The sequence below is a fragment of the Polynucleobacter rarus genome, from assembly GCF_003072505.1.
Taxonomy (GTDB): domain Bacteria; phylum Pseudomonadota; class Gammaproteobacteria; order Burkholderiales; family Burkholderiaceae; genus Polynucleobacter; species Polynucleobacter rarus.
This window is the reverse complement of record NZ_NTGB01000001.1, coordinates 855815-873686: the sequence shown is the minus strand read 5'-3', so window position 1 is coordinate 873686 and position 17872 is coordinate 855815. Positions and strand designations below refer to the sequence as shown.

The following is a 17872-nucleotide window of genomic DNA, read 5'->3' as shown; positions in this document are numbered from 1 at the left end:
GTGAACTTTAAGAGAGATGTAATTTCTGGAAAAATCCCTGTAACGATCATTACAGGATTTTTAGGAAGCGGTAAAACCACTCTTATTCGTCAGTTATTGGTGCATCCATCGATGAATAAAGTAGCCGTGGTCATTAATGAAATTGGTGAAATTGGTATTGACCAAGACTTGGTGACACTTAGTTCGGAAAATATCTCTTTGTTAGCCAATGGTTGCATTTGCTGTTCGGTAAGAACAGATATGCAAGAAACGTTACGAGACTTATTCACGCGCAGAACGATCGGTGATATTTTTGATTTTGACAGAATCATTATTGAAACTACTGGACTCGCAGATCCCGCGCCCATCTTACAAACTCTAGTCAGTGATACTTTACTAGAGGCCCAGTTTCGATTTGATGGCTTAGTCACACTCGTCGATGCAGTTAACCTGCCAGATCAGCTTGAGAACTTAAAGGAACCAGAAAAACAATTAGCAATCGCTGATCGAATTTTTGTCACAAAAACAGATTTAATTGACACAAACCAAATGGATCAGTTAGTTCAATTAATTCGCAATGTTAATCCTTCAAGCCCGATTCAAAAGATTTTGCATGGGAATATTGATCCAAATGAATTAATGGGTATTGGTTTAACCTCCTCGAAAGCAAGTCAAAAAACGCTTCATTTTTTAGGTGAAAACACTCCTCAAACTGGTGAAAAATACTTAGGTGTCTTCGCTAAGCGCCATACCAGTAATATTCAGACTGAAACTCTGAGATTTAAAACTCCGTTTACTTGGCAAGCTTTTTCATCAGCTTTAGATTTATTAACTACACTTCGGGGTGTTGACCTTTTAAGAGTAAAAGGTATCATTAATGTGGAAAATCAACCGATTGTCGTTCAAGGAGTCCAGCATATATTCCATCCACCAATTACTCTTGATAGATGGCCAAGTGAAGACCATGATTCTCGGATTGTTTTTATTACTAGAAATATTCCAAAAGAAGTATTAAAAAGTTTATTTGATGTGGTAACCCAAGTTGTCAAGCCTGCTGGATTAAATTAGTTCTTTATTGAACCCAAGATTAAAAGGATTTAAGTATGTTGAAAAATACTACTCAAGATATTGAAGCGCTTCAAGGGAAGAAATTAGATCAAGGTTTAACTAGAAGAGACTTTATCAAAACCACCTCAATGGGAACGCTTGGCGTTGGGTTTGCAACCTGCTCTGATGCAATCAAGGCCCAAGCCATCAAGACTGATTTTGAAGGTATTGTCAGCAAAGAGGATACAGTTAACTACAAGGACTCCAAATTACCTGTTTATGTAGCTTATCCTAAAGACGCTAAAGGTTCATTACCACTGATGATCGTTATCAGTGAAATCTTCGGAGTGCATGAATACATTGCAGATGTAACGCGACGCTTTGCTAAACTTGGTTTTTTTGCAGTAGCTCCTGAATTTTTCTATCGAGCTGGCGATCCATCTAGCATGGGTACGATGGCAGAACTCTACAGTAAGATCATCACGAAAACACCAGATGTTCAAGTATTACAAGATGTTCAAGCAGTGATGGATTGGTCTAAAGGACAAGGTGTCAATCCTAATAAAATTGCTTTGAATGGATTTTGCTGGGGCGGTAGGATTGTTTGGTTAGCATGTGAACGACTAGAAAAAATCACCACTGGCATAGCTTGGTACGGCAGACTGAGCGGTGATAGATCATTAAACAATCCAACTCATCCACTAGATGGTGTGAATCAACTAAGCGCTCCAGTTTTGGGCTTATACGGTGGTAAAGATACGGGGATCCCAATCCAACAAGTTGAAAAAATGAGTTCTTTATTAAAAGAACAGACCAATAATATTTCAGCAAAGAAATCAAAGCTGATTATTTATCCAGATTCTGGTCATGCTTTTCATGCTGACTATCGTCCTAGTTACATCCCCAGTGACGCAAAGGCTGGCTGGGAGGAAGCAACTAAATGGCTAAAGCAACAAGGTTTTTAATTATTTTTTTCTAGGTATTTAAGAGCCAAATAAGCGCCACCAATGAAACCAGCGATGGCAATCATTGAACTGATGGATAAAGTAGAGATGCCACTAAGCCCCTGGCCAAAAGTACAACCAAGAGCTGTCACTCCTCCCACACCCATGAGGGCAGCACCAATTAAATGGCGGCTTAAATCAGGCAAGCCAGTAAAACCTTGCCAACGCCAATCCTGATCCAACTGGACGGCTAGAAAGGATCCAAACATCATGCCAAAAATGCTAACGATACCTAATGTTAGCTTTTTGGATACGTCGCTGAAAAGAGTGAGATAGTCTAATAAATAGGCAATTGGTGCAACAAATGAAACCATTTCTAGTCGATTTGAATTAGTTGCCAGATATGCCTTTTCGAGGGTGTTTGGATCTTCTTCTAAGAAAGCAAAATTTCCTACTAACCACCAAAAAGAAATAATACAAAAACCTACAAACAGACCGATTAAGCAATTTTCTAAAGTCCAAAATTTCTTTTCTGAAAAGACCCAAGCAATCATCGCTAAGCCTAAAACAATGGTGAACAGAAAAATGGCTAAGGGACCTAAAGCAAATAGATAATCAAGAATACTTAAAACATCTTGATTGGAAGGCAGTGTAAAAAATACTTGATCAACCGTATTGACGCGAATCACGGCAAAAACGCCACGCAGCGCCATTTGTGCAAATATTCCAGCAACCACCACAACTACCAAAGCGCGAATACTGCCACTACCAACGCGCATCAAATTTCGTCCGGCACATCCAGAAGCAAAAACCATACCGACACCAAACATCAAACTACCAAGAAGCACAGATAACCAAAGAACTTTCGGGGCAATGTAAATAGAATCTTCAAGCACCACCAATTGGAAATACCTCAACGCCCCAACCCCAATCACGGACACGGCAATGGCTAAGATCCATTGACGAGCTCTAGTCAAACTGCCCATTAGAAAATAATCACTAATCGCACCCATGGTGCAAAAGTTAGTTCTTTGCATAATGTAACCAAGTATCAAAGTGATACTAAATGAACCACACAAGACGAGGTCATAAATTGTCTCAGGTGAGTGTAAATTCAACATTAATTTGCTCTTAACTTTTAGAAAAATACAATTTTAGTCTTATTTCAGAATAGCGATTAATCGATACTGATTTTTTTCTCTTTAATTACCTTCGACCACTTCAATATTTGCGCCTTTTCAAACTCAACGGCTTGTTGGGTATTGCCAGTAAATATCTCACCACCTAAACTCACAATTTTTGCTTTAACCTCAGGGGTTTGTAAAACTTTAGAAATTGCTTCCGTGATTTTTTGATAAATCTCCTCTGAAATACCGCTTGGAGCAAACAGCGCATTCCACTCATACACTTCATATTCCGGAATCCCTGCTTCTAACATCGTTGGAATAGTTGGCATGGAAGTAGCTCGTTTTTTACTGGTAACGGCAAGGGCAATTAATTTACCCGAGTCCACATATTGCTTGGTGGACGCGACGCTACCGAAGAAAACAGGTACTTGTCCGCCCAAAACATCATTTAAAGCCAGTCCAGCGCCTTTATAAGGTATGTGTTGCATTTCAATACCAGAGCGCAACTCGAACAACACACCAGATAAATGTTGGGCAGAACCGTTGCCAGAGGATGCGTAAGAAATACTATCAGGATTTTTTTTAGCGAGGTTGACCACATCTTTTGCGGAACGAGCCGGAAAACTCGGATTGACGAGTAAAACATTGGGATACTGCGCAATCACACCAAGCATCCTAAAGTCCTTCAAGGTGTCATAGGGGAGTTTGTTGAAAAGACTGGGATTTACAGCAAAAGAGGAGGCATCTAACATGAGAGTGTAGCCATCAGGATTAGATTTTGCGACAAAATTTGCCGCGATTTGACCACTTGCGCCCGGTTTGTTTTCTACAATGATGATTGTGCCAAGGAATTTACCCAAGGGATCAGCAATAGTTCGAGCCATAATATCTGCGGTTCCGGCAGGAGGGTAGGTAACCACGAGAGTAATTGGGCGACTCGGCCATGGCTTTGTTTGAGCTATGGAATGACTTGAAATGAGTGCCATAAACACAGTCAAAGCAAGCGCTAAATGATTCCTTTTTAGCGCATTAATGGCATGCAATTTTGATCTCAATTTTTGTTCCTCCCAATTTAACGCAGTGGCGTTTTAGTATTAGACACATTAGCATACAAGACTTCATCGACACATTACACATAAGAACCTACAATAGACTCTTTTGTTCTTTCATCAATATTAATGAGACTCAACAATTTATTCAAAAATCCAGTACTCCGAGAATCGTTCAATGATATGTTAGGACCTTCGATCGGCATTTTTACCTGGTCGATTGTTTTAAATCTGGCCATTATCAAAACCGGGTTTGCCGTATTGAACACGATTGTTATGTCTTTAGCTGTCTATGCAGGCTCTGCCCAACTTGCATCCATTCCGCTGATGAATGGTAACTTTCCAATTTGGATTATTTTTTTTACAACGATGGTGATTAACTCCCGTTTTATTGTCTACAGTGCTGCTATTGCACCCCACTTTAAAGACTTATCTTTTTTTCAACGAGCTATTTTAGGTTATTTAAATGGTGATATTTCTTTTGCCGTCTTTACTAGAAAATATCCAACTGCAACAACAGATTCCAAGAAAGAGGTTTATCAGTATTTTTTAGGGACAGCCACAATCAACTGGGTGGTATGGCAATTGGGGCTAGTAGTAGCCTTAGTCTTCGGGATTTATATTCCTAATGAATGGAATTTTGCCTTTGCAGGAACCTTGGTGTTGATTTGTTTAATCGCCCCTAATTTAAAGACTCCTAAAGAAATTACCATCGGCATAGTCAGTATTCTTGTTACCATGTTTACCATTAATCTCCCCTACCGTTTAGGTATTTTAAGTACCGTGTTAGCCGCAATGTGTACTGCTTTTTTAATTGAACGTATGCGTCCGGTGAACACATCTTGTCCTGAAGTACTTATTAAGTGAACATGTCTCCACTTAAAAAATAAGTGGAGAAGTGTACACTATGGATCTTACTAGTCCAACCGAAACACGAATAAGACAACGATATAGTAAAGATTTTAAATCGGAGGTCGTTGCTCAAGCGCGTCAACCACATGTTTCGATTGCATCTGTTGCACTTAGTAATGGGTTGAATGCGAACTTATTGCGACGATGGATCCGCGATGCTGATCCAAATTACGTTAAGCGAGGAAATAGTCTCTCAGGTTCCAGTGGTTCTGTATTGATGGGTCATACGCCAGGTTTTTTACCGGTAAGCCTTCCTCACCCCTCCTCTAAAGCTGATGGCCAATCGATTGAGATTGAAGTTCACAAGGGTAGCTCGACGATTAGAGTGAAGTGGCCCATGCAAGCTAGTGCGACTTGTTTAGCGTGGTTACGGGAACTTACCAAATGATTCGTGTTGACGCCGTATGGATTGCAACGGAACCGATGGATATGCGAGCGGGAACTGATACGGCGCTAGCACGCGTAGTGAAGGTGTTTGGGTCGGCATATCCAAATCACGCTTATCTATTTGCGAATCGTCGCGCTAATCGCATAAAGGTGCTAGTGCACGATGGTTTTGGCATCTGGTTAGCCGCTCGTCGCTTACATGAAGGTCACTTTATTTGGCCTCGAACGGACACTGCAACACAGATGCAAATCAGTCGGGAACAGTTCGATGCATTGGTCCTTGGACTACCTTGGCATCGCCTCGGAGAGGCAGGTATCATAAAGCTCTTATGATCTTTTTAGTTGGTTTAATAACTTAAATTTTTCCTTAATTTACCTAAAAAATCAATTAGGAAAACCTATAATTATCAGCTCATTACGAATGTGAAATACTATCGTTATGGTTACTTCACAAACTCTTGAGCATCTGAATCCGCAAGCTTTGCGTGAGTTGGCCTTGAGGTTGATGTTAGAGAACCAAGAGCACAAACAAGTCATCGCTCAGAGTCAGGCGGAAATTGAGCAGCAGAAAAAAGAACTGTTGTATCGACAAACCAAGATTGATCAACTCACCCATGAGATGGCTATCAGTAAGCGTTGGAGGTTCGGACAGCAAAGTGAGCGATTAGATCCTGCACAGGCTAGCTTACTTGAAGAAACGCTCGACACGGATATCGCTGCCATGGAATCAGAAATGGAGGAGCTGGCAACTCCCGAAGTCTTTCAGCGTCAGCGTCAAACACCGAAGCGTACCCCTTTACCTGCGAACTTACCTCGGGTCGAGTTCCGACATGAACCCGATTCAACCCTCTGTCGTTGCGGATGTCAACTGAAACGCATTGGTGAAGATATTAGTGAGAAGTTAGATTACACGCCGGGTGTTGTCACGGTAGAGCGTCATATCCGTGGTAAATGGGCTTGCGGTTCTTGTAAGACATTGACGCAGTCACCAGTCCCTGCACAAATCATTGATAAAGGCATTGCTACTGCTGGTTTATTGGCACAGGTATTGGTTGCGAAGTATGCAGACCATTTACCACTGTATCGTCAAGAAACTATCTTTACTCGCGCCGGTGTTCATTTACCACGCTCGACCTTAGCTCAGTGGGTTGGTATCTGTGGTGTGCGTTTACAACCACTAGTAGATGCACTGCGAGAGCTAGTACTGACTCATCGTGTCTTACACGCAGATGAAACACCCGTACAAATGCTCAAGCCTGGCAATCAGAAAACACATCGTGCTTATTTATGGGCTTACGCTCCTGGAGTACATGAAGATTTAAAGGCCGTCATTTACGATTTTGCAGAGAGTCGCTCTGGTGAGAACGCCCGTAACTTTGTGGGGGATTGGCGAGGGAGTTTAGTTTGTGATGACTTCAGTGGCTATAAAGCAATGATTGCCAATGGCGTGACCGAAGTCGGTTGTATGGCACACGCACGACGAAAGTTTTTTGAATTGCATGTGGCGAATAAAAGTCAGATTGCAGAACATGCCCTTGAGCTCATGCGGCAACTTTATGAAGTAGAGCGGGAAGTAAAAGATTTGGACTGGCCAAGAGTCGTCAGAAGTTACGACAAGAGCGATCTCGCCCAATTGCAAATGTTTTATTTGAATGGATGCGTTTGCAACGAATGAAGATTACTGATGGCTCGGCTACAGCACGGGCATTAGATTACACCTTGAAGCGATGGACAGCACTCACGCGTTACATTGATGATGGTCAGTTGCCGATTGACAATAATTGGATTGAAAATCAAATACGGCCCATCGCTATTGGACGCTCAAACTGGTTGTTTGCTGGCTCGTTACGTGCAGGCAAACGTGCTGCTGCCGTCATGAGTTTGATCCAATCAGCGAAGATGAACGGTCATGATCCATATGCCTATATGAAAGATGTTCTAACAAGGTTGCCCACCCAAAAGAACAACCAGATCGAAGAATTATTGCCGCATCGCTGGCAACCCACTTCGCAGTAACACAAGCCCATCAAAATGCAACATGTGTTGGCTAAACGCTTACAATTGAACAAGTTCAGAGGAAAAATGTCTGAAATTTATTTCTGGTCTTGCATCCTTACCTTAAGTTTTGTAACCTTTTTTACGCGTAGTTTTTTTCTGACTGTTGGTGCTAAACTTAAGTTGTCACCATCCGTCAGAAACTTAATCCAATATGCCCCAACAGGTGCATTAATAGCAATTGTGATTCCAGAATTGCTTTTTGAAAAAGATGCCCTCACTAAAAGCTACCAATTTGCAATGCAGCCAGTGCAAATTTACTCAAGTATTTCAACAATCGTGATCTTCTACTTTTCTAAAAGTATGGTGCTGAGCCTAACTACTGGTATGGTAGTTTTGACATTATTGTCAAAATATTGGCAATAGAAATGAGAGTGAAAATTAATAATATAAACTTGTTGATGGAATACCTAAATTTAATTTCTGTATCAATTCATGAATTTAAATAAAGGCTGGCTATTTTAGTTTCATCTGAATCAAAAATGTAGGACTAACTAAAATTTAAAATAAAACTTATTTAGGAAATTTACATCTAAGTTGTAACCAAGGAAGTTCAAGTTTTCCATCTGCGGCAAATCTATATCGATTTTCAAAATGCCCAACACCGAAAAGGGACAAAATATAATCATAATAAAAGGCAGGATTAGTATCTCTATTTTCAGTTTTGGTAGTCTTAATTTGATTTTCTTTGGCAGTAATAAATAGGGATTTAGCCAAAGAAGATGAACCTAAAGCGGTCAAATAAGGCAAAAGAGCCGCTGTAAATCCATAAGGAGCAAGCTTATCACCCTCTGCATTTGATACGGAAACTTCTTCAGGAGGAAATCCTTTTTTTTCAACAATCTTTGCCATTCCTCTAGTTAGAGAAAGAAGCTCGTTTGATAAGGGATCTTTTTTATTTACTAATCCAGCCCACAAATATACACGGATAGAGTTATACGAACTTATAGTACCCCTTGTTGGAACAACATAAAAAAAACCTGCTTTAGTAAATTCATCATACTGATATGAAACCCATTCAGGAACGATTCCAATTGGGCTGGTTTCTTTAATCATTTTTAAAGAATTAATTGCTATTTGATTCCAATCACCTTTAGGATTTATATTATCCATGTAACTTAACTGAAAGATAGGAAGGTAACTTGGATTAAACTCCCAAGATTTTGGGTTCTCAGTAGCAAAGCCGAATTGACCAGGTAACATCATCGGTCCTAATGATGGAATATTAACTATTTCTAAGCTTTCGATTTTATTGAGAATCCTTAAACCAGCTTGGGTATAGTTTTCATTTTTCCAAATACGTCCAGCTTCTAGTAAAGAATATGAAATCCATAGATCTGCATCAGATGCAGAATTTTTATCTAATACGGTAAAAATACCAGATTTATTCTGCCCCCAAGACCATGATGGTAAATTATTCTCATCACCACGCATGAGATTATTTTTGGTCCATACCCACAGTTTTTCAAAAAGCAATGGGTTATTGTTAACGAGAGCAAAAAATAAACCGTAGGATTGACCCTCGCTTGTTGTCTGATTAAAGGTTGGATTATTGTCCATTACCCGTCCATCATAAGAAATAAAGTTTTCAACGAAAGTTACCCACAAAGGCCAACTTTGAACTTTACAATTTTTAGATGAAATTAAGGGCACTGAGAAACTAATAATTGAATAACTCAGTGCACCTAATAAAAATACAACAAACGATAATAAGATTTTTTTCTTTAACCCAAAAAACCAATTATTTTTAAATTTTTCCAGCATTACTTCTTTTTTTAATAAGGTCACGAAGCAAATAATAACTAACTATCGACAAGAATAAAATAACTAAAACTGTAAAAAATACAAAGAAGAAAGGGTATTTAGCAAGGAAAAAGTATAAGCTTTCAGTTAATGTAAGGCTTCCCAAATAATACTCACTTTTGTCAGATAACGAAAACTTACTTTGATTAGTTACAACTGTTCGTGATCCATATACTTTGCCGCTTAACTCGTCAGACTCACCAAAAATATCATCAATTAATTTATAACCATCCTCCGAGTTAAATGAAAATAAAACTACTGTATTTTTATTTGACAGAGGTGATTGGAATTCAAGAATATTTGCTTTAACATCAGTCTGGTTAAAATTTGGCGTTGAATTTACAGGGTCTGGTTCTTCCTTTAACAGTTTTGAGAATAGCCTATTAATTTTATCAAGATAAGTATCACTTACATTACCAGTATCTAAGTTGATATCCCATGAGTTTAATAACTTTGAACTATTAGAAGAGTTATTGAAGATTATTAAATTCTTTTGCTTAAATTGATCAACTTCGTTTTCATTATTAACCGTCATAGAAACAGCTGGAAAACGAATTGATTTACCAAACCATCCTAAAACATTCAAATAGGATTTAACCAAGCTAGGTGATAAATCTCCAGAAATAATGAAAGAAGTATCTGAAAGATCTGCCATCCGACTAAATGGATAACCATGAGTTTTAAAGACTGCCAAATTTGGCATTTTTATAAAATGGGATAAATTCGAAATATCAATTGTTGAATTTGGGTTTATTGATTGCTTCGTACTTGCAATCATTAAATTGTTTACACAGTCCATTTTATTAGAATAATTATAATTAAAAGAAGGTTTTAATTTTAATAAACTATTTTTTTGTTCAACTGGAACATGAGTTGAAAGTGTACCATCTAAAAATCTAACATTTTCTTCACTTTTTGCTTTAAAAAAGTTTGTTGGATTTAACAAATTCTCAAAAAAATTGTTTTTACTACTACTGTTTAAAGTAGTTGCTCGAATTATTTGATCATCTGTGGAAATGATAAATTTAGCACTTTGACCTTTTGCAAAATTAGGCTCATCGTAGCTATATTTAATATCTATTTTTATTCCATTATTTTTATTCGTTAATGCAAATAAATCAGGGGGAAGATTAATATCTACAGGGAATGTGCTTGTCCCATAACTTGATGCATTCAACGAGTTTAGGTTAGGATATACTTGAGAAAACTTTACAGGCCCTTCTGACTGCAGCCATGCTGGTGAATCATATGGTCTTCTTTTCTCCATTAAAGGTTTTGAAGTAAAAACTGCTAAATTACCAGACAATTTACTTGATTTAGATATTAAATTTAAAATTGTAGTTTTTTGATCCTCAGGATTTTTACCATAAACAAGCAGTAGTTTTCCATTTTGATCGCTTGGATTAGAAACAATTAATAATTGAGAGTCAGAATTGCTACTATCAGAAGAATTATTGAAACTATTTAGAGTTTCTAAACTATCCAGAAAAACAATAGCATTACCTTTATTGGGGATGTTGTTGAAATAAACTGGATAATCAATATTATTATTAGTAGAGATAGATCCAAAATATGAAGCAAGAATACCTGCTGATTCTAACGATGTTTTTCCTAATTTATTTAGAAAGACAAAAGGTACGCTGGACTTTTTAACATCTTGTGCATCAAGAAAGGGCAAAGGGAAATATTGCAAATCATTTTGAAGTACAAACTGATTTGATACTATCTCAATTGTGCTGTGATTACTGATGACAGACCATAAACGACTATCTCTAGGGTCTTCACATTCTTTTGAATAGTGAGCAATCAGTTGAAATGTAAGAATATTATTATCAGAAACTAATTCTTTGGGTATTTCAATTGTTTTATTGATACGTTGGCCACCAAATCCATCTTCTATGTTAATAGCATCTAAAGGCTCACCGTTCATTAAAATATTAATTTGAGAAAGTTCACTAAGTAGTTGCTTTGAATAATAAAAACTTAAATTCAACTTTGCACTACTAACTACTTCATCAGATCTAATTTTGAAGTTAATGTTTTGTTCACTTTCAATACCTCTGAGAACAATAGGAGATTCAATACCTAACTTTTGAAAGGTAAGAATATGAGGTGCTCTTTGTTCGACTGGTATTAGACTATTTTTATTTGTTTCATTTTTTGGGAGACTAGTTACTTGCTTTTCATTTTCTTGATTCGTGTTTACTTTAGCAAAAACAGTTGTAGGTTCTATGAAAAAACTAGAAGTTGGAATTAAGTAAATAAAACTGAAAAAACAAGTCTTAATAAAACGATTCTTTAACAAAGGTATTTTTAACATTAAATTTCTCTTTTAAATTTTATTTAAGTTCCTGAGATTCAAGAGCTTTTTAGGACTAACAACACCATGCCCCATTAGCTCCTTTAAAGATGCAAGTGGAGAGGCTCTTCTGTTATTACCCCAATCCTTTGCCCAATTATCTGCACGAGAAAACGTAACATTTACTAATTTGATTAAATCTTCTTGACTTATTTTTTCAATTTCTAAACCCAATTCATTACCACCTTTTTTTACTTTAGCTGTAATAATCGACTCCTCCTTACCGCGGAATATGCCAACTGAAAGGGTTGAACCAGCAGGGATATTACAGCCCTCAGGTAATAACAAGCCAAACCCATTACTTGAAAAGTTCGTGGTGCTACAAAATATAGTCTTTCCGTTTGGCAAATAAATTGCTGCTGGTAAAGTCATCTGTACTCTCGGTGTAGATCTTAACTCTCGAGCCTCAAGCGCAACGAAAACACAAGCACCTAGAATAATGATATTGAATACTACCCAAACAAGATTTAAAAGTGAAGTGTATAGATCACCATTTTCTAAAACAATCTTATGTATTGTGCCGTAAAAAAGTCCAAATATATTTAAACCAAGCAAGATAATTATGGGAGTTGCGATTCGTAAATCGAAATAATCGTTTGCACTGGTTTGTCCACCTTTCTTAGTTACGTTAAAGCTACCTAACTTTGGATTAATAAGGGCAACAAGAACCGGCAGGAGAACGTAAGGAGATAGTAAGGTATCATAAATTTCTCCCCAAAATGAATGCCTAAATTGAGCTTGGACTTTATGCCCTGCAATTTGAGACATGACAACGTGAGGAATTGCAAATGAAAACACTGTTAATGCAAAAGCTTGATAAATCTGCAAACCAGCAAGCAAATATGCAAGCGGTGCTAATAAAAACAAAACTCTTGGAACTCCATAGAAAAATCCAACCATTGCAGTAGAGTAGCAAATTCTTTGACCAAATTTTAGTCCTTTACCAAAAAAGGGATTATCAATTCGGAAAATTTGAGCCATACCCCGAGCCCATCTAATGCGTTGGTTCACGTGGGCAAACAAGCTGTCTGTAGCTAAACCCGCAGCTAACGGGATAGCTAAGTAAGACAGGTTATAACCTAATCTACTAATTTTTAAAGCAGTATGAGCATCTTCCGTCACTGTTTCAACAGCAACTCCACCAACCTCTTCAAGAGGTTTTCTTTTCAAAACAGCACATGATCCACAAAAGAACGAAGCGTTCCATAAATCATTACCTTCCTGAACGATTCCATAAAATAATTCCCCTTCATTAGGAACCTCTCTGTGAACCTTAAGGTTACGCTCAATAGGGTCAGGTGAAAAAAAGTAGTGCGGAGTTTGAACGATAGCAAGTTTGTTGTCTTTGAAAAACAAACCCATAGTCATCTGAAGAAAAGATCTACAAGGAATGTGATCGCAGTCAAAAATTGCTACAAACTCGCTTTTAGATTCTTTAAGCGCATTGTTTAAATTTCCAGCTTTCGCGTGTCTATTATCTTTACGAGCAATGTAATTAACACCTAATTCTGAAGCAAATTTTTTAAACTCAGGCCTATTACCATCATCTAAAAGATAAATATGTAATTTGTCCTCTGGCCAATCAATCAATTTAGCGGCAACGATTGTGATTTTTACAATACTTAGAGGTTCATTGTAAGTTGGGACAAAAATATCTACATGTGGCCATAAGTTTTCATCAGATGGTAAAGGAACTGACTCCCTCTTGTAAGGCCAAGAATTTTGAAAATAGCCCAGCAACATAATTACTAATCCGTAAAGCTCAGCGGATAATAAAAGATAACCTAGGACAGCCTCGAGAGACGACTCAAACTCAAGGGTAGTTGTGAAACGCCAATAAAAATATCGCATTGTCATTATGAAAGACATAAATATTACCAACAACACTGCGAATCGATTGTCAAATTTCCTGGAAATATAAGAACTCAAAATTATAAAAGCAACTCCAAAGATAAACTGCATTTTATAATCTAGAGGAAAGCTTATAACAATATATAAAAGAATACTTGAAATTCCTAAAAGAACAATTCTTATTAAGGGATTAGACCAGTTAATGATGCTTAATTGAGAAGATAAATTATCTATTAAAGAATTATTCTTAGAATTTTCTTGCTTCATTGTAGATAAGGAATTCATAAAAATTAATTCCCTAAAAGATAAGATTCTAAAGTCTGAGCTGCATCAATAAAGTCTTCAGTAGCTAAACTTTGAGGAGCGTATTTCAAAATATTCATTCCATTTGCCAAAGACTCAGCAACAGCCTGGTCTTGATGAATTTCAACGATAATATGGTTTTGCAGTTGATATTGCAACATATCAAAGACGTCGCTATTTAACTCAAAATTTCGATGAACTTGATTTACCAAAAACATTGTACCTATGTAGTCTTTTCCGACACAATGTTTGTTAATTAACTTTAAAGATCTTTCCAAAGTTAAGTAAGAAGCGGCATCAGGTAACATAACCAAAACAGAAATATTTGCAGCATTAAGAACTTGTTGTGTAAAGATAGAAGAACCTGAAGGAGCATCAAGTAAAAGAATTTCATTATCTTTTAACTGTAAAGAAGCAATTTGTTTTTTCAAAAAATAGGGATCTTCTAACAATTTTTTTTCATATGCAACTAACTCTACTTCTGTTAAGTTACCAAAAGGAATAATTTTTTCGCCTGTACTAAGTTGATGTACACAAGAAGAGATAGGAGAATTGTTCAGTCCTAGCAATGCGTGACCTTCGGAATAGTTCTGACTGAGGCCATAATGGTATTTGAGCGTATTGTTAGGGTCACAATCCATTGAAACAACTTTACGGTTCTCAAGATTCATAACTGAACCAAAATTTGAAGTAACAGTTGACTTACCAACTCCACCTTTTGTGGAAAACATAGCTACTATTTTCAATTTTTTTCCAATCTTTTAAATAATGAAGCAATTTGACTACTTTGACTTTCAACTACTAAGTTAGATTCGACGCCAAATTGAAGTACTTTTGGTAAATTTGATTTTTCTTGAGCGTCGTTAGAAATTGTATTAGTTTGGAGAAATGTTGGGATTGAACTTACTTTCTCTACATTTGTCTGACCTAAGGTTACCGGAATTGAGAAAACATTCTCTTGAATTTGATTGGTTAAAGCTTTTGAAGGCTCTACTTCAATTTCTGTAGAGACCTGATTAGAAATAGGATTAGATGAAGGCTCCTCATTTTCTAAACTCTCAATAGAATTAATAGCTGGTTTTGTAAAAATATTTACAGGAGTTTGTAGCTGTATAGGTTGTGTAGGACGATTAGTTCCTGAAATTGATATACCAGCCAAAAATGGCCACTTGCTTAAAGCAATTTCACCCTCTTTTTTAGGGTAGAACTCTAAGTATCCATCAGGAGACTGATTAATTAAAGTATATAAAACATCAATGTCACTATCATTTGCCATAAGTAAATTCTCATAATTATCAAAACATATTAAAAATCAGTTACTTTACTAACCGATGATTTGCTAACAAAATCAACTGTAATACATTACTATCGAACTATCTGAAACAGCTTAAAATACACTTTTTCGATTGTTACATCAAAATAAAAATCTATTATTAAATCGTGGATTCAAGTACGAAGTGCAACACGTTTTAATGATTACAATTTTACATAATAAATTTAAAAAATCACTTTTATATTAAATTATTCAACTCTATTTTTAGAATTTTGAATAACCCTTTCAGGAATTTCCCAAATCAAACAACTAGGAGGAGTTTCCTTAAAGGATGATGATCTAAGATAAGAACTCATAGAGCCTGCAAAATCACCACCATCTTTAGCAAAATTACCAACCTTAGTTTTCAATGCCTTACCTAGAAAATCTGAAAAATGTGAATTATTAGAATAAGAAGTACCTATTAATGCAATATTGGGTAAATCTTTATCCCCAAACAAATCATCTACTACGTTAGATGATGTTGATGAAATTGGTTTATAAACAAATGTTGAAAACTCTGTATAGTCAAGTGCAGGTTGCTTATCAGCTGAAAGCCAATCTAAACCAGCTAATTTAACTAAGTCTCCGCTACGATTGCGTAATTCAGTATTTGAAATCACTTCCATCTTTGGCATTGGTTGACATTTACCATCTAAAAGAGTCTGGCCGATAGCTGTAGCAGCTAATTGAGCACCCGATTCACTCCAATGAGTATCAGCTTTTAAAAAGAGAGGTTTAACCTTGACTTTTTCTAGAAAAATGTCAGTAACATTTAAAACATTAACTTTTGACTTAAGTAAGTTTTGCTCAAAAAAGTTAACTCTAGAAATTAAACTTTCTGATCTTTTTAAATTACCTAATTGTTCTGATTGAACTCTTGACTTATCTGGGATTAGCAAAACAAATAAAGTAGTCCCTTTATCTGCAAGAAGTTTTTCGACACGTTTAACTTCGTCTGTTTTCGATATGACACTAGCCACAGCATTTTCATGGATAACAAATTCATCACTTAGGAACAACCATCCTTGTGTTCCTTCTCTTACTTCCGGACCTAAATCTCGAAAAAGTGTCCAAGAGCTAAGTCTTTGTAGCTGAGCAGATTTTTCAGAAAATCCAGTCTTTTTTAATGCAGTTGCAATATCTGCAGTAGTTTTGCCTGACAAAAATCTTTCTTTTGAGATCTCTCCAGGAAATAAATTTAATTTGTCTGTCGATACCTCATAAATGGTGTTTCCGAAGCATAAGATCATTACTAAAAAGAAAAAAATGCCAGATACCAAGCTACTTGAACTCAAATTTTGAATTAAAGGTATAGGTTCAACAGGATGTTGTGAGTTATGAGTCATTTTTAGAACTGAAAGTAAAGAAAAGGTGATTCACCGCGACTAGAGATTAAAGCAAAGGCTATTAAAAACCCAACGATAGGCCATACAACTCGAACTAACTCAACCATGCCTTTTGCTAAAAATTTTTCAGGCATTTTAATCTTTTGCAACGCAATACAAAATATGGCTAGAAGTATTGTCATAATATGAATCCAACGAATTTTTGCACTCAATGTATCAGATATCCCAAAGTCATTCAAACCAAATTGACCCATATACATATTCATTGCCCCATCGAAGGTATGTGCTCTAAAAATTGTCCAAGCAAGCATCACAAAAATCAAGGTCAATATGTAAGATACAAATTCTGGAATCTTTGGCATAGATTTTGCTCTAGACCATGCTCGATCGAGACATAAGGCAATACCATGCATTAAACCCCAGAATAAAAAGTTCCAACTATCCCCTCCATGCCATAAACCGGCAATCCCCATAGTTAAGATAAGATTGATATAAGTACGGATTGAACCCTTGCGGTTTCCACCTAATGGTATGTAAAGATAATCTTTGATCCACGACGAAAGAGATATATGCCATCTTCTCCAGAAATCCTGAATACTTGTAGCTAAATACGGGTTATTGAAGTTTTCTGGAAACCGAAATCCCAACATCATACCCAAACCAATTGCCATCGCACTATATCCAGAAAAGTCAAAAAATAACTGCAGCGAATAGCAAAGACAACCAATCCAAGAGTCAACAAATGATGGTGTAGATATTTTAAAAACTGTATCAGCGATTGGAGCGATAGTATCAGCAATCAGCACTTTCATGCTTAATCCAATCATAAATCTTCTTGCACCAGCAAAAAGATGAGGCAAATCGAAAGGACGATTGATTAGTTCTTTTTTAACCCAATCGTATCTTATGATTGGTCCTGCAATTAAATGAACAAACATTGATTGATAAGCACCAAAACTAACTAGACTTCGATCTACAGGGATAGTCTTGCGATATACGTCAATCAAATAAGAGATAGATTGTAAAACAATAAATGAGAGGCCAATTGGTAGCAATACAGATTCCCATTCATAGGGCAATTTACCAGCATACTCTCTAAATTGATTGGTTGTTAAAACTACAATATTGGCATATTTAAACCAACAGAGTAGTCCGATATTACTAAAAATAAAAGTGAATAAGGCATATTTTCGACCATTTTCTGTTTTTGTCTTATCTATGAACAGACCACCCAACCAACCATTGAGAGTCAACCCCATAAATAAGATTAAGAAAACAGGACTCCACCAACCGTAAAAAACCCAGCTTGATAAAAGCAAAACAGTATTTTTAAACTTTGAACTAACTAGAGAGTAAAGTATTAGAAAAAGTGGCAGGAATATTGTTATAAACTCA

The 17872-nt window shown here is 36.6% G+C and carries 15 protein-coding genes and 1 pseudogene; 7 read left to right on the top strand and 9 right to left on the bottom strand.

Translation table 11 applies throughout. The features are described from left to right. A complete protein-coding gene (locus AOC35_RS15650; protein WP_159077470.1) occupies positions 1-1047 on the top strand; it encodes a CobW family GTP-binding protein in 1047 nt (348 codons plus the stop codon). Positions 1048-1082: 35 nt separating this feature from the next. Continuing rightward, the gene (locus AOC35_RS04080) at positions 1083-1991 is read left to right on the top strand and encodes a dienelactone hydrolase family protein (RefSeq protein ID WP_108645894.1); all 909 of its coding nucleotides are present in this window, start codon (positions 1083-1085) and stop codon (positions 1989-1991) included. On the opposite strand, the gene AOC35_RS04075 is transcribed toward AOC35_RS04080, so the two are convergent. Both AOC35_RS04075 and AOC35_RS04070 read right to left on the bottom strand, forming a co-directional pair. Continuing rightward, a complete protein-coding gene (locus AOC35_RS04075) occupies positions 1988-3091 on the bottom strand; it encodes a YeeE/YedE family protein (protein ID WP_108645893.1) in 1104 nt (367 codons plus the stop codon). The two genes, AOC35_RS04080 and AOC35_RS04075, sit on opposite strands and share 4 nt — an antisense overlap. 56 nt (positions 3092-3147) lie before the next feature. Next, on the bottom strand, positions 3148-4152 hold the full coding sequence (locus AOC35_RS04070) for a tripartite tricarboxylate transporter substrate binding protein (RefSeq protein ID WP_245898418.1): 1005 nt from the start codon (positions 4150-4152) through the stop codon (positions 3148-3150). Between the two features lie 177 nt (positions 4153-4329). Here AOC35_RS04070 and AOC35_RS04065 point away from each other — a divergent pair, with 177 nt between their 5' ends. From AOC35_RS04065 to AOC35_RS04045, 5 genes and pseudogenes are all read left to right on the top strand, one after another. Further along, on the top strand, positions 4330-5013 hold the full coding sequence (locus tag AOC35_RS04065; protein ID WP_159077469.1) for an AzlC family ABC transporter permease: 684 nt from the start codon (positions 4330-4332) through the stop codon (positions 5011-5013). A 40-nt stretch (positions 5014-5053) separates the two neighbouring features. Beyond that, a complete protein-coding gene (gene tnpA, locus AOC35_RS04060) occupies positions 5054-5446 on the top strand; it encodes an IS66-like element accessory protein TnpA (protein WP_108645891.1) in 393 nt (130 codons plus the stop codon). Next, positions 5443-5778 carry an IS66 family insertion sequence element accessory protein TnpB gene (gene tnpB, locus AOC35_RS04055; protein ID WP_108645890.1) on the top strand — a complete coding sequence of 112 codons (336 nt, stop codon included), beginning with the start codon at positions 5443-5445 and terminating at the stop codon, positions 5776-5778. Before tnpA ends, tnpB begins: the two co-directional genes overlap by 4 nt. A gap of 106 nt (positions 5779-5884) precedes the next feature. After that, positions 5885-7461: pseudogene (gene tnpC / locus AOC35_RS04050) on the top strand (IS66 family transposase). A gap of 66 nt (positions 7462-7527) precedes the next feature. Further along, the gene (locus tag AOC35_RS04045; protein WP_159077468.1) at positions 7528-7866 is read left to right on the top strand and encodes an AzlD domain-containing protein; all 339 of its coding nucleotides are present in this window, start codon (positions 7528-7530) and stop codon (positions 7864-7866) included. 147 nt (positions 7867-8013) lie between these two features. Here AOC35_RS04045 and bcsZ read toward each other — a convergent pair whose 3' ends face one another. The 7 genes from bcsZ to AOC35_RS04010 form a co-directional block, all read right to left on the bottom strand. Continuing rightward, positions 8014-9288 carry a cellulose synthase complex periplasmic endoglucanase BcsZ gene (gene bcsZ, locus AOC35_RS04040; RefSeq protein ID WP_159077467.1) on the bottom strand — a complete coding sequence of 425 codons (1275 nt, stop codon included), beginning with the start codon at positions 9286-9288 and terminating at the stop codon, positions 8014-8016. After that, positions 9248-11623, bottom strand: a complete 2376-nt coding sequence (locus tag AOC35_RS04035) for a cellulose biosynthesis cyclic di-GMP-binding regulatory protein BcsB (RefSeq protein ID WP_108645887.1) — start codon at positions 11621-11623, stop codon at positions 9248-9250. The genes bcsZ and AOC35_RS04035 overlap by 41 nt, the downstream gene beginning before the upstream one ends. Positions 11624-11635: 12 nt before the next feature. Continuing rightward, positions 11636-13798 (bottom strand): UDP-forming cellulose synthase catalytic subunit, encoded by a 2163-nt coding sequence (gene bcsA / locus AOC35_RS04030; RefSeq protein ID WP_108645886.1) that lies wholly within the window; start codon positions 13796-13798, stop codon positions 11636-11638. A 5-nt stretch (positions 13799-13803) separates the two neighbouring features. Then, entirely contained in the window at positions 13804-14562 is a 759-nt protein-coding gene (gene bcsQ, locus AOC35_RS04025; RefSeq protein ID WP_108645885.1) for a cellulose biosynthesis protein BcsQ, read from the bottom strand. Next, on the bottom strand, positions 14559-15092 hold the full coding sequence (locus AOC35_RS04020; protein WP_108645884.1) for a hypothetical protein: 534 nt from the start codon (positions 15090-15092) through the stop codon (positions 14559-14561). The genes bcsQ and AOC35_RS04020 overlap by 4 nt, the downstream gene beginning before the upstream one ends. Before the next feature lie 245 nt (positions 15093-15337). After that, the gene (locus AOC35_RS04015) at positions 15338-16477 is read right to left on the bottom strand and encodes an alginate O-acetyltransferase AlgX-related protein (RefSeq protein ID WP_108645883.1); all 1140 of its coding nucleotides are present in this window, start codon (positions 16475-16477) and stop codon (positions 15338-15340) included. Between the two features lie 2 nt (positions 16478-16479). Then, on the bottom strand, positions 16480-17736 hold the full coding sequence (locus tag AOC35_RS04010; RefSeq protein WP_245898417.1) for an MBOAT family O-acyltransferase: 1257 nt from the start codon (positions 17734-17736) through the stop codon (positions 16480-16482). Between the last annotated feature and the right edge of the window lie 136 nt (positions 17737-17872).

Bases quoted from the DNA above. Each gene is read 5' to 3' on its own strand.
- AOC35_RS04020 (WP_108645884.1), bottom strand. From the start codon at position 15,092: ATGGCAAATGATAGTGACATTGATGTTTTATATACTTTAATTAATCAG.
- tnpA (WP_108645891.1), top strand. From the start codon at position 5,054: ATGGATCTTACTAGTCCAACCGAAACACGAATAAGACAACGATATAGT.
- AOC35_RS04065 (WP_159077469.1), top strand. From the start codon at position 4,330: ATGTTAGGACCTTCGATCGGCATTTTTACCTGGTCGATTGTTTTAAAT.
- AOC35_RS04015 (WP_108645883.1), bottom strand. From the start codon at position 16,477: ATGACTCATAACTCACAACATCCTGTTGAACCTATACCTTTAATTCAA.
- AOC35_RS04075 (WP_108645893.1), bottom strand. From the start codon at position 3,091: ATGTTGAATTTACACTCACCTGAGACAATTTATGACCTCGTCTTGTGT.
- tnpB (WP_108645890.1), top strand. From the start codon at position 5,443: ATGATTCGTGTTGACGCCGTATGGATTGCAACGGAACCGATGGATATG.
- AOC35_RS04010 (WP_245898417.1), bottom strand. From the start codon at position 17,736: ATGGGGTTGACTCTCAATGGTTGGTTGGGTGGTCTGTTCATAGATAAG.
- AOC35_RS04080 (WP_108645894.1), top strand. From the start codon at position 1,083: ATGTTGAAAAATACTACTCAAGATATTGAAGCGCTTCAAGGGAAGAAA.
- AOC35_RS04035 (WP_108645887.1), bottom strand. From the start codon at position 11,623: ATGTTAAAAATACCTTTGTTAAAGAATCGTTTTATTAAGACTTGTTTT.
- bcsA (WP_108645886.1), bottom strand. From the start codon at position 13,798: ATGAATTCCTTATCTACAATGAAGCAAGAAAATTCTAAGAATAATTCT.
- AOC35_RS04045 (WP_159077468.1), top strand. From the start codon at position 7,528: ATGTCTGAAATTTATTTCTGGTCTTGCATCCTTACCTTAAGTTTTGTA.